Consider the following 11,261-nt stretch of genomic DNA (forward strand, 5'->3'; position numbering starts at 1 on the left):
CTAAAATCTCCTGCCGCGGGGTGTTTTGAGGCGGGGGGGTCCGGGGGCCGGCCCCCGGGTCGGGACGGGTAGGGGCGGCGGGGGCGAAATAGAATCGGTGGGTGAATGACCCCGTAGCCCCGGCCGAAGTGCTGCGCCGCAGCCTGGCGGCCCTCCTCGACGGGCTCCCGCCCAAGCAGGCAGCCCAGGCCGTCGACCGCCTCATCGCCAACTACCGCGGAGCCACCCCCACCGACGCCCCCATCCTCCGCGACCGCGCCGACGTGGCCGCCTACGCCGCCTACCGCATGCCGGCGACCTTCGAGGCGGTGCACACCGCGCTGGAGGCCTTCGCCGACGCCGTCCCGGACTTCACCCCGGGCAGCCACACCGACCTCGGCGGCGGCACCGGCGCCGCCACCTGGGCCGTCACCGCGACCTGGGACGGCACCCGCCCCGTCACCGTCCTCGACTGGGCCGAACCCGCCCTCGCCCTCGGCAGGGAAATCGCCGCGGCCAACCCCGCCCTGCACCAGGCCAGTTGGCGGCGCGCCCGCATCGGCGCCGACCTCACCCTCGACGCCACGGACCTCCTCACCGTCTCCTACGTCCTCAACGAGCTCACCGCACCCGACCGCACCGCCCTCGTCGACGCCGCCGCGGCCGCCGCCCGGGCCGTCGTGATCGTCGAGGCCGGCACCCCCGCCGGCTACGCCCGTGTCATCGAGGCCCGCGACCGCCTGATCGCCGCCGGGTTCCACATCGCCGCGCCCTGCCCGCACAGCGCCGGCTGCCCGATCGTCCCCGGCGCGGACTGGTGCCACTTCGCGGCGAGGGTCAGCCGTTCCTCCCTGCACCGCCAGGTCAAGGGCGGCTCCCTGCCGTACGAGGACGAGAAGTTCAGCTACGTCGCCGCCGCCCGCTTCCCGGTGGCCCCGGCGCCCCACCGTGTCGTACGCAAGCCCCAGATCCGCAAGGGCCAGGTGCTCCTGGACCTGTGCGAGACCGAACCGGCCCTCGGCCGCACCACCGTCACCAAACGCCACGGCGACCTCTACAAGGCCGCGCGGGACGCGGACTGGGGCGACCCCTGGCCGCCGTACACCCAGGAGTCGTAGCACCACGAGCCGGTACCGTCGGTCCATGGTCAAGAAGCCCGCCCCGGACGCCACCCGACGCAGCGAGAGGTCCCGTCGCGCGATCTACGACGCCGCCCTCGCCCTGGTCGGTGAGATCGGCTACCCGAGGACGACCGTCGAGGGCATCGCCGCCCGGGCCGGCGTCGGCAAGCAGACGATCTACCGGTGGTGGGGGTCGAAGGCGGACGTCCTGCTGGAGGCCTTCCTCGACCTCAGTGCGCAGGCGGCGCGGGAGGCGGGTCAGGAGCCGTACGTCATCCCGGACACCGGCGACCTCGCCGCCGACCTCAAGGCCGTGCTGCGGGTCACCGTCGACCAGCTGAAGGACCCCCGGTTCGAGGTGCCCTCCCGGGCGCTGGCCGCCGAGGGCCTCGTCAACGAGCAGCTCGGCCGGGAGTTCGTGGCCAAGCTCCTCGAACCCTCGCTCCAGCTGTACGTCGACCGGCTGCGTTCCGCGCAGGAAGCCGGCCAGGTCCGCCCCGAGGTCGACCCGCGCATCGCCCTGGAGCTGTTCGTCTCACCCCTCGCCCAGCGCTGGCTGCAGCACACGGGACCGATCTCGTACGCCTACACGGACACCCTCGTCGAGTACGCCCTGCACGGTCTTGCCCCTCGTACCCCGGATGTCCCTTCTGGTACCCCGGAGCACGGGGCGGTGGGACCATAGGGCATGCTGGGGCGCACGACAGCGAGGCGAGGGTGATAGATGAGCGCGGAGTTGGGCGGCCGGAACGGCAGGCAGGGCAAACTCTCCCAGTGGCTGCGTGGCCGCCGCCCGAAGGAGACCGGCGCCGACGACGGCGGCCGTGAAGCCCTGCTGCTCGCCGCCGCCGGAGCGGGTCTGCCGCTCGCCCCCGCCGCGCACCCCGCCCCCGGTTACCGCTGTTCCTGCGACCGCGTGGGCTGTCCCACCCCGGCCCGGCACCCGGTGTCCTTCGCCTGGCAGACGCAGTCCACCACCGACCGCGCCCAGATCGAGCGCTGGGCCCGGCACCAGCCGCAGGCCAACTTCATCACCGCGACCGGCATGGTGCACGACGTCCTCGACCTGCCCCTGGAGGCGGGCCTGGAGGCCCTGGAGCGGCTGCTCGCGTCGGGGATCGAGGTGGGCCCCGTCGCCGAGAGCGACGACGGACGGCTGCTGTTCTTCACCCTCACCAGGGGCACCCCCGAGGACGAGGACGAGTGGTGGCCGTGCGAGCTGGACTGCCACCCGGAGACGATGGACGAGCATCCGGGGCTGCGGTGGCACTGCCGTGGCTCCTACGTCCTCGTACCGCCCGCCCGGCTGCCCGGCGACCAGAGCGTGCACTGGGTACGGGGCCTTGAGCACCCGCTGCCGGATCCGCTGAGCCTGCTGGAGATCCTCACGGACGCCTGTGCCCGGTATGCCGGCGAGGAGCCCGACCACGCGGGCGCGGGCTGGCCCCTGCGGCACTAGGCGCTCCGCGGCCCCTAGGGGCGCGGGGCTGTATCGATCTGCGGCTCCGCCGCGCGGGCGCGATCAGCCCCCACCGACCGGCAGGTTCAGTACCGGGTCTACGACCCCTGCGCCGACGTCAGGCCCTCCAACCGGGACAGGACCGACACCTGCCCGCTGCCCGCGCCTCGCTTCGGGTCCAGAGCCACCCCGTTGGACATGTACTCCAGCGTCAGTGACTGCTTGATCTCGCCGGTCGTCAGTGCCTTCACGCTCGCGGTCTGCGCGGGGATCGAGGTGCCCGTGGCGGCGGTCTGCTTCTCGTAGCGGCGGTTGGTGAAGAACACCAGCGCGCCGCCGTCCGCCGTGCGCAGCGCCAGCGGGGCGTAGCTGCCGCTGATCAGCGGCTCGTCGATGAACTGCGTGACCAGGCCCGGCTTCTTGGCCAGCTTCTTGCGCTGGGCGCGCCACTGGTCGGTGTGCGCACCCGGGGCGAAGACCTTCCCGCCGTTCTTGAGGTAGGTCGCGTAGTCCTTGCTCAAGTCCTCGGGCGGGACGGCGAGTTCGGTGGAGTTCGCCGGTACGGCCTCGGCCCAGCCGGCCGCGTCCTTCTTCACCTTCGGGAGCGTGCCCGGGCGGATGAGCGTCAGATACGCCACCTTCCACGGGCGGCCCAGACCGTCGCGGTGGAACACCAGCAGCCAGTGCAGGGTGCCGCCCTTGTTGCCCTGTGCCTCCGCGAGGAACCAGCGGGGCCAGCCCGCCTTCTTGGGGATCGTGTAGGTCACGTCGGTCAGCTTCAGCGGGGTGTGCGCCGGATTGCCGGACGGGCTGAGCGTGTGACCGGCCTTGAGGCGGGCCGCGTCGATGTCGCCCAGGGCGCCGGTGACATGGTCGGCGTCGAGCGAACTGTCGTACGCCTTGTCCGCCTTGTTGTACGCGGACGTGAACTGTTCGAGCGCCTTGGCCGCCTCGGCGCGAGTGGAGGAGGGGAGCACCTCGCGCTCCCCGTGCACCACCACACAACCGCTCGCCGTCAACGACAAAGCGGTCGCCGAGGCCGCAATCAGTGCGAGTCGCTCAAGCCTGCGGAGCCTTCGAGGGCCGCGATCCCTGCTCATCAGGTGTCTTCACCTTCCCCTTCCCGGAGGCGAACCCTACCGGGGCGAAGAACAGCGCGAGCGTCGGGATCAGGTACAGCAGCCACACCGTGACCTGGAGGACGGTCGGGTCCGGCTGGAAGTTGAAGACGCCCTTGAGGAGGGTGCCGTACCAGCTGTCCGGCGGGATGGTGTCGCTGATGTCGAACGCGAGGTGTGTCAGGCCGGGGATCCAGTCGGCCTCCTGGAGGTCGTGGAAGCCGTACGCGAGCACGCCCGCGGCCACCACGACCAGCATGCCGCCGGTCCAGGTGAAGAACTTCGCGAGGTTGATCTTCAGGGCACCGCGGTAGAACAGCCAGCCCAGGAGGACCGCCGTCGCCAGGCCCAGCGCCACGCCGATCAGGGGGCGCGGGGTGCCGTCGCTGGCCGCGTGGACCGAGGCCCACACGAACAGGGCGGTCTCCAGGCCCTCACGGCCGACGGCGAGGAACGCGGTGGCGACCAGCGCGCCCGTGCCCATGGCGAGGGCCGCGTCCAGCTTGCCGTGCAGCTCCGACCTCAGGTGCCGGGCGGTGCGCCGCATCCAGAAGACCATCCAGGTCACCAGGGAGACGGCGACGACGGAGAGCGAGCCGCCGAGGGCCTCCTGCGCCTCGAACGTCAGCTCCTGGGAGCCGAATTCGAGGATGCAGCCGAACCCCATCGCGATCAGCACGGCGATGGAGATGCCGATCCAGATGGGCCGGATGGCGTCCCGGCGGCCCGTCTTGACCAGGTAGGCGATCAGGATGCAGACGACCAGGCTGGCTTCGAGTCCCTCGCGCAGGCCGATCAGGTAGTTGGAGAACACGACTCACGCCTCCTTGGAGAACAGCGTGCTGCCCCACCAGTCGTCCTTGTCCCGGACGCCGGGCGGAACGGCGAACACCGCCGAACCCACGTGCTGGATGTACTCGTTGAGGGCGTCCTTCGCCGACAGGTTGCGCTGCAGCGGGATGAACCCCTTGCGCACGTCCCGCTGGTAGGCGAGGAAGAACAGGCCCGCGTCCAGCCGGCCGAGGCCGTCGGTGCCGTCGGTGAAGGAGTAGCCGCGGCGCAGGATCGTGATCCCGTTGTTGGAGTCGGGGTGCGCGAGCCGGACGTGCGCGTCGGGCTTCATCGCCTTCAGGAACGGCTTGTCGTGCTCCTTGGCCTTGCCGACCGGCGCGCCCTCGCCCTTGTCGCGGCCGAAGACGTCCTCCTGCTCCTGCAGCGAGGTGCGGTCCCAGGTCTCGATGTGCATCCGGATGCGCCGGGCGACGAGATACGACCCGCCGGTCATCCAGTCGGGACCGTCCTTCTCGCCGACCCACACGAACTTCTTCAGACGGTCCGTCTCGGTGCCCGCGATGTTGCGGGTGCCGTCCTTGAAGCCCATCAGGTTGCGCGGGGTCTGCGCGTCCGGCGTCGTCGACGAGGTCTTGCCGAAGCCGAGCTGCGACCAGCGGATGTTGACCTTGCCGAAGCCGATCCGGGCCAGGTTGCGGATCGCGTGCACGGCGACCTGCGGGTCGTCCGCGCAGGCCTGGATGCACAGGTCGCCGCCGGTGCGGTTCTTGTCGAGGTTCTCGCCCGGGAACTGCGGCAGGTCCACCAGCGCCTCCGGCCGCTGGTCCTTCAGCCCGAACTTGTCGAACAGCGAAGGCCCGAAGCCGATCGTCAGCGTCAGCCGCGAGGGCTTGAGCCCCAGCGCCTCACCGGTGTCGTCCGGCGGGGCCTCGGCGAGACCGCCGTACGCGCCCTCGCCGACCGCCTTGCCTGCCGTCATCCGGCGCGCCGCCTCGGTCCAGTCCTTGAGCATCTGCACGAACTCGGCGCGGTCGTCCGTCTGTACGTCGAACGCGGCGAAGTGCAGCCTGTCCTGCACGGGCGTGGCGATGCCGGCCTGGTGCACGCCGTGGAAGGCGACCGCGGCTCCGGCCTCGGCGGCGGTGGGATCCACGTCGTTGCCGATGCGGGTCATCGCGACCGCACCGCCGGCCGCGGCGGCGCCGAGGGCGAGCCCCGCCCCGCCCCAGCCGATCAGCGAACGGCGGGAAGGGGCCTTGGAGTTGGCGTCTTCCGCGGTGGTGGCGGCTTTCTGGGTGTCCGTCATGGTGTTGTCCGTCCCCTACTTCACTTCACGACGGCGGCGGCGAGCTTGGACAGCGGCTCAGCGAGCGCGTTGACCGCGTCCGAGAGCTCCTTGCGCTGCTCCTCGGTGACCTTGTCGTACGACACGAAGCCGTCGGAGGTCTTGTCCGTGCGGTACTTGTCGAGCAGCGTGTTCAGCGCGGCGAACTGCTTGTCGAGCTCGGCGGTCAGCGCCTTGTCGTTGGCCTGGGCAACCGGCTTGAGCAGCTCGTACGCCTGCTGTGCGCCCTCCACGTTGGCCTTGAAGTCACTCAGGTCGGTGTGCGAGTAGCGGTCCTCCTCGCCGGTGACCTTGCCGGTGGCGACCTCGTCGAGCAGTTCCTTGGCGCCGTTGGCCATGGAGGTCGGGGTGATCACGGCCTTGCCGACCCGCCCCTGCCAGTCCTTCAGATCGGCGACCAGCTTGTCGGCGAGGGTCTTCTGCTCGGCGCCGATCTTCTTGTCCTGCCACAGCGCCTTCTCCAGCGCGTGCCAGCCCGTCCACTTCTGGCCCTTCTCCAGGCCGTCGGCGCGGGTGTCGGTCTCCGGGTCGATGTCACCGAAGGACTCGGCGATCGGCTCGGTGCGCTCCCAGCCGACCCGGGAGGGGGCGTAGGCGTCCTGAGCGGCCTTGAGGTCGCCGGCCTTGATGGCCTTGGCGAAGACCTCCACCTTCGGAAGCGTCGCGTCGGCCTGCTCCTGCGCCCACTCGCGGTAGTCGGCAACGGCCTTGTCCAGCTTGGGGTTGCGCTTGGCGGCGGCCCCGGAACCGGTGACGGTCAGCTTCTGCCGGACGCCGTGGCCCTTCATGCCGGGACGGCAGGCGATCTCGTACTCGCCCGCCTTCACCTCGGCGGTCAGCGTGTACTTCGTACCGGACCCGATGTTCTCCTTCTCGGAGACGATCCGGTCGTCCGGGAAGAGGATCTCGACCTCGGTCGCCTTGGAGCCCTTGTTCTCGATCTTCAGGGTGACCTGTCCGGCCGGCACCGACTTGGTGGAGGTGTCGCACTTCGAGTCGGCGGCGGTCACCTGGACCGCGGCGTCACCGTCGCCCTTGCTCTTCTCCGTGCACCCGGTGACGGCGGTCAGCGCCGCCGCGGTGGCGATGGCGGTGACGACGGAGAGTCTGGCGGCTCGCATGCAGGCTCCTGAGGCTGGCGAAAAATCGCGTGTCGAGGCTCACTAGGGATGGTGAGGCTCGCCTAACTTATCTAAGGCTTGCCTGTGTGATGCCCGCCCATGCGGTGATTCAGCTCTCATGGACGGCGTATGGGCACGGCGCGATCACGGTGACTCAAAACGAACCCCAAGAGATAGTCAAGGAAACGTCAAGGAATCCGCCTCGGGGCCTGCTCAGTGGAGCCCCGGTCAGGCGCCCGCCGGTAGCCGCGACACGATCGGCGCACGGAATCGCGCCCCGGTGCGCACGGGCGGCGCCGAGCCCCAGCCCGTGCAACGCGACCGCGAGCGCATCCCCTTGACACGCCCAGTGTTTCAATTCCCCCGTGACCGACTACGACGTGCTGCGTGTCTTCTGCGCCCCGAACGGCGGCTACGGCAACGAACTCGGTGTCGTCCGCGAGGGATCCGTCATGCCCGACCGTGCGGAGCGACAGGCGTTCGCCGCGAAGCTGGGGTTCAGTGAGACCGTGTTCGTCGACGACCCCGAGCGCGGAGTCATCGACATCTACACCCCGACCCTGCGCCTGCCCTTCGCCGGTCACCCCTGCGTCGGCGCGGCCTGGCTCCTCGACGTGGACGAACTGGTCACCCCGGCCGGGCTGGTCGGGGCGCGCCAGGACGGGGAGTTCAGCTGGATCGAGGCCCGCGCGGAGTGGGCCCCGCCGCGGACCTTGCGCCAGTACGCCACGGCCGCCGAGGTCGACGACCTGCCCGTCCCGCCGAAGGGGGAGTGGATCTACGCCTGGGCCTGGGAGGACGAGTCCGCGGGGCGGGTCCGTGCGCGTGCTTTTCCCGGCCGGGACGACGGCATCGACGAGGACGAGGCCACCGGGGCGGCCGCCCTGTTGCTCACGGATCGGCTGGGGCGGGCGCTCAACATCACCCAGGGGGCGGGGTCGCAGATCCTTACGGCTCCGCAGCCGTACGGGTGGGTGGAGATCGGCGGGCGGGTGTATCTGGAGCGCCAGCCCGAACGCTAGGGCCGGTCCCTATGCGCTCAGCGGGAACTCCTCGCCCAGCGCCCGGAACACCGCCGTGTTCAAGGCGAACGCCCGCTTGCACTCGGCGACGATCCGCTGCTTCTCCAGGTCGTCCGCCCGGATCCCGTCCAGCAGTTCCCGGTAACCCCTCTTGAACGCGGCCGGGTTGGCGATCCCCTCGAACACATAGAACCGCACCCCGTCGCCCTTCCGTGCGAACCCCCATGTCTTCTCCGCCTTGTCGCGGATGATCTGTCCGCCGGAGAGGTCCCCGAGGTAGCGGGTGTAGTGGTGCGCGATGTAGCCGCCGGGCCACTGCTCGGCGCACTCCCTCACCCGCGCCGCGTACGCCTTCGTCGCCGGCAGGGCGGACCGGGCCGCACGCCGGCCGGGGCCCCGCAGATGTGCCAGGTCCCGCTCCAGCGCCGCCAGCCGGAACAGCTCCGGGCGGATGAAGGGACCGGCCACCGGGTCGGATGCCAGGCGGCCGGCTTCGGTCTCCAGGGCCTCGTAGACGAACCAGAGCTGCTCGGTGTAGCGCGCGTACGCCTCCACGCCCAGCCGTCCGCCCAGCAGGTCGCTCATGAACGTCGAGGTCTCCGCCTCCGTGTGCTGCTCGTGGGACGCGGTGCGGATGACGGTCGAGAAGGAGTCCATGGGCCCCGTCTTTCAAGGTTGCCGACAGCCTGTCGGTAAAAGTGTACGAGAAAAGACCCGCCCCGGCAGCAGGGCGGGTCTTCGAAGAGCGCTACGGGCTCGCTACGGCAGTGTGAGGATCTCCGCCCCCGACTCCGTCACCACCAGCGTGTGCTCGAACTGGGCCGTCCGCTTGCGGTCCTTGGTGACGACCGTCCAGCCGTCGTCCCACATGTCGTACTCGTGCGTCCCGAGCGTCAGCATCGGCTCGATCGTGAAGGTCATGCCGGGCTGGATGACCGTCGTCGCGTGCGGGCTGTCGTAGTGCGGGATGATCAGGCCCGAGTGGAAGGAGGAGTTGATGCCGTGACCGGTGAAGTCGCGGACCACCCCGTAACCGAACCGCTTGGCGTACGACTCGATCACACGGCCGATGATGTTGATCTGGCGGCCCGGCTTGACCGCCTTGATCGCGCGGTTCAGGGACTCGCGGGTCCGCTCCACCAGCAGTCGGCTCTCCTCGTCGACATCGCCGACCAGGTAGGTCGCGTTGTTGTCGCCGTGCACCCCGCCGATGTACGCCGTCACGTCGAGGTTGACGATGTCGCCGTCGCGCAGCACCGTCGAGTCCGGAATGCCGTGGCAGATCACCTCGTTGACCGAGGTGCACAGGGACTTGGGGAAGCCGCGGTAGCCGAGCGTCGACGGGTAGGCGCCGTGGTCGCACATGTAGTCGTGCGCCACCTTGTCCAGTTCGTCGGTGGTGACCCCCGGCGCGATGAGCTTCGCCGCTTCCTCCATCGCCCGCGCGGCGATCCGGCCGGCGACCCGCATCGCCTCGATCGTCTCGGGGGTCTGCACCTCCGGCCCGGTGTACGGCGTCGGAGCGGGCTTGCCGACGTACTCGGGACGGCGGATGTTTCCGGGTACGGAACGGGTGGGGGAGAGCTCCCCTGGTACGAGCAGCGACTGGCCAGACATGCCAGTGAGTCTAACGAGCGGGCGTGGGGGAACATGTTCGTGGCGAGAGGAGCAGGTCATGCCCTTGTTCAAGAAGCGCACGGTCGGCAAGCCGGGCGAGTGGTACTACTGCCTGGAGCACAAGAAGGTCGAGGAGGGGCCGGAGTGCCCCGCCAAGGACCGTTTCGGGCCGTACGCCTCCCGTCAGGAGGCCGAGCACGCGATGCAGACGGCGCGCGAGCGCAACCTGGAGTGGGAGAACGACCCCAAGTGGCACGACGCCCCTGCCGGAACCCCTGACGACGACTGATCAGGCCTGCGCCGTGGCCTGCGCCGGTGCGGCTGCCGTCCGCTGAGCGCGCAGCCGCAGCGCGTGCTCGTTCGTGCGGACGTCGTACGTCATCAGCTTCGGCAGGCAGAGGGCGAGCAGGCCCACCGCGCCCGCGCACAGCAGGCCGCCGGACCAGACGGACGTCCGTACGCCCCACCAGGCGGCGAAACCGCCGGAGCGGACCTGGCCGACGGTCGGCCCGACCGAGTACGACAGCAGTTCGATCCCGGCGAGCCGGCCGCGCAGCTCGTCCGGGATCGTCTGGTTCCACATGGCCCCGCGGAAGATCCCGCTGACCATGTCGCAGCCGCCGGCCACGGTCAGGAACAGCAGCACCAGCCATACGTCGCCGACGACGCCGGCGCCCGCGATCGCCAGGCCCCACAGCGCGGCCGACAGCACCACCATCCGCCCGTGCCGGTGCACCCGTGAGGTCCAGCCGCCGGTCAGCCCCACCAGCATCGACCCGAACGGGACCGCCGCGTACATCAGGCCCAGCGCCCAGTTCGCGTCCAACTCGTCGGCGAGGAAGGGCAGTACGGCGAGCGGCATCGCCAGGAACATCGCCGCGAGGTCGACGGCGTAGGTGCCGAGGAGTTCCTTGCGGCTCCAGGCGTAGCGGGCGCCCTCCGCGATGGCCCTCAGCGAGGGCTTCGCGGCCTCGCGGGCGGCGGGGGAGGCGGCGATGCGGACGATGAGGAGCACGGAGACGACGAAGGTCGCCAGGTCCGCGCCGTAGGCCCAGCCGAGGCCTGCGTACGCCACGACCACGCCCGCGAGCGCCGGGCCCGCGACGCCGCCGACCGTCCAGCGCAGGGAGTTCAGGGCGGAGGCGGCGGGCATGTGCTCGTGGGCCACGATGCGTGGCCAGAGCGAGTCGATGGCTGGGCGCTGTACGGAGACGAGGGCGGAGGAGAGGGCGGCGACGACGTAGAGCGGCCACACGGCCGGGTGCGGGAGCAGGGCGTTGGCCAGCAGGGCCGCGCTGAGCAGGCCCTGTCCGGCCTCCGTCCACACGATGAGCTTCCGCTTGTCGAGTGCGTCGGCGAGGGCGCCGCCGTACAGGCCGAACACGAGCAGCGGCAGGAGCTCTACGGCGCCGATCGCGCCGACCGCGGCCGCGGAGCCGGTGAGGTCCTTGAGCTGCACCGGCAGGGCGACGAACGTCAGGAAGCTCCCGAAGTTCGAGATCGTTCCCGAGACCCAGAGCCGTCGGAAGTCGGCGGAGGCCCGCCAGGGGGCGAGGTCGGGGAGTAGCGCGCGCAGCCAGGTCACGATGGGCCATGGTCGGCGGGGGCGGCCACCGCGGGCAACCGGTTTTCGCCCCCGCCGCCCCTTCCCATTCCCGTCCCCTGGGGGCGGGCCCCCCCCGACCCC

12 protein-coding genes are annotated in these 11,261 nt (G+C 70.7%); 5 read left to right on the plus strand and 7 right to left on the minus strand.

Features of this window, described 5'->3' with window-relative positions; genetic code table 11:
• The first annotated feature begins 101 nt into the window (after positions 1-101).
• The 3 genes from ACWC1K_RS50075 to ACWC1K_RS50085 are packed head-to-tail and all read left to right on the plus strand — an operon-like array spanning position 102 to position 2,559.
• On the plus strand, positions 102-1,097 hold the full coding sequence (locus ACWC1K_RS50075; protein ID WP_450840827.1) for a small ribosomal subunit Rsm22 family protein: 996 nt from the start codon (positions 102-104) through the stop codon (positions 1,095-1,097).
• 25 nt (positions 1,098-1,122) lie between these two features.
• Positions 1,123-1,785 (plus strand): TetR/AcrR family transcriptional regulator, encoded by a 663-nt coding sequence (locus ACWC1K_RS50080; protein WP_450840829.1) that lies wholly within the window; start codon positions 1,123-1,125, stop codon positions 1,783-1,785.
• A gap of 39 nt (positions 1,786-1,824) precedes the next feature.
• Complete coding sequence (locus ACWC1K_RS50085) at positions 1,825-2,559, plus strand: bifunctional DNA primase/polymerase (protein ID WP_450840831.1); 735 nt, start codon at positions 1,825-1,827, stop codon at positions 2,557-2,559.
• A 98-nt stretch (positions 2,560-2,657) separates the two neighbouring features.
• Here the strand turns inward: ACWC1K_RS50085 and ACWC1K_RS50090 are convergent, their stop codons facing one another.
• From ACWC1K_RS50090 to efeO, 4 genes are read right to left on the minus strand one after another with little or no spacing between them, the layout of a single operon-like run.
• Positions 2,658-3,659, minus strand: a complete 1,002-nt coding sequence (locus ACWC1K_RS50090; protein ID WP_450840832.1) for a hypothetical protein — start codon at positions 3,657-3,659, stop codon at positions 2,658-2,660.
• Positions 3,619-4,491 carry an iron uptake transporter permease EfeU gene (efeU, locus tag ACWC1K_RS50095; protein ID WP_450840833.1) on the minus strand — a complete coding sequence of 291 codons (873 nt, stop codon included), beginning with the start codon at positions 4,489-4,491 and terminating at the stop codon, positions 3,619-3,621. Before efeU ends, ACWC1K_RS50090 begins: the two co-directional genes overlap by 41 nt.
• A gap of 3 nt (positions 4,492-4,494) precedes the next feature.
• Positions 4,495-5,775 carry an iron uptake transporter deferrochelatase/peroxidase subunit gene (gene efeB / locus ACWC1K_RS50100; RefSeq protein ID WP_450840835.1) on the minus strand — a complete coding sequence of 427 codons (1,281 nt, stop codon included), beginning with the start codon at positions 5,773-5,775 and terminating at the stop codon, positions 4,495-4,497.
• Between the two features lie 20 nt (positions 5,776-5,795).
• Entirely contained in the window at positions 5,796-6,935 is a 1,140-nt protein-coding gene (gene efeO, locus ACWC1K_RS50105) for an iron uptake system protein EfeO (protein ID WP_450840838.1), read from the minus strand.
• A gap of 365 nt (positions 6,936-7,300) precedes the next feature.
• Between efeO and ACWC1K_RS50110 the strand changes: the two genes are divergently transcribed.
• Entirely contained in the window at positions 7,301-7,957 is a 657-nt protein-coding gene (locus ACWC1K_RS50110) for a PhzF family phenazine biosynthesis protein (RefSeq protein ID WP_450840840.1), read from the plus strand.
• A 9-nt stretch (positions 7,958-7,966) separates the two neighbouring features.
• Here the strand turns inward: ACWC1K_RS50110 and ACWC1K_RS50115 are convergent, their stop codons facing one another.
• Together ACWC1K_RS50115 and map are read right to left on the minus strand one after the other, a co-directional pair.
• Entirely contained in the window at positions 7,967-8,614 is a 648-nt protein-coding gene (locus tag ACWC1K_RS50115; RefSeq protein WP_450840842.1) for a biliverdin-producing heme oxygenase, read from the minus strand.
• A gap of 102 nt (positions 8,615-8,716) precedes the next feature.
• Positions 8,717-9,574 carry a type I methionyl aminopeptidase gene (map, locus tag ACWC1K_RS50120; RefSeq protein WP_450840844.1) on the minus strand — a complete coding sequence of 286 codons (858 nt, stop codon included), beginning with the start codon at positions 9,572-9,574 and terminating at the stop codon, positions 8,717-8,719.
• A gap of 58 nt (positions 9,575-9,632) precedes the next feature.
• Here map and ACWC1K_RS50125 point away from each other — a divergent pair, with 58 nt between their 5' ends.
• Positions 9,633-9,863 carry a hypothetical protein gene (locus ACWC1K_RS50125; RefSeq protein WP_266954613.1) on the plus strand — a complete coding sequence of 77 codons (231 nt, stop codon included), beginning with the start codon at positions 9,633-9,635 and terminating at the stop codon, positions 9,861-9,863.
• Here the strand turns inward: ACWC1K_RS50125 and ACWC1K_RS50130 are convergent, their stop codons facing one another.
• Positions 9,864-11,162 carry an MFS transporter gene (locus ACWC1K_RS50130; protein WP_450840846.1) on the minus strand — a complete coding sequence of 433 codons (1,299 nt, stop codon included), beginning with the start codon at positions 11,160-11,162 and terminating at the stop codon, positions 9,864-9,866. It lies immediately after the preceding gene.
• Between the last annotated feature and the right edge of the window lie 99 nt (positions 11,163-11,261).

Source organism: Streptomyces sp. NPDC001492 (genome assembly GCF_053597275.1).

Coding starts and splice junctions, on each gene's coding strand:
- ACWC1K_RS50080 (WP_450840829.1), top strand. CDS start 1,123: ATGGTCAAGAAGCCCGCCCCGGACGCCACCCGACGCAGCGAGAGGTCC.
- ACWC1K_RS50085 (WP_450840831.1), top strand. CDS start 1,825: ATGAGCGCGGAGTTGGGCGGCCGGAACGGCAGGCAGGGCAAACTCTCC.
- ACWC1K_RS50090 (WP_450840832.1), bottom strand. CDS start 3,659: ATGAGCAGGGATCGCGGCCCTCGAAGGCTCCGCAGGCTTGAGCGACTC.
- efeB (WP_450840835.1), bottom strand. CDS start 5,775: ATGACGGACACCCAGAAAGCCGCCACCACCGCGGAAGACGCCAACTCC.
- efeO (WP_450840838.1), bottom strand. CDS start 6,935: ATGCGAGCCGCCAGACTCTCCGTCGTCACCGCCATCGCCACCGCGGCG.
- ACWC1K_RS50115 (WP_450840842.1), bottom strand. CDS start 8,614: ATGGACTCCTTCTCGACCGTCATCCGCACCGCGTCCCACGAGCAGCAC.
- map (WP_450840844.1), bottom strand. CDS start 9,574: ATGTCTGGCCAGTCGCTGCTCGTACCAGGGGAGCTCTCCCCCACCCGT.
- ACWC1K_RS50125 (WP_266954613.1), top strand. CDS start 9,633: ATGCCCTTGTTCAAGAAGCGCACGGTCGGCAAGCCGGGCGAGTGGTAC.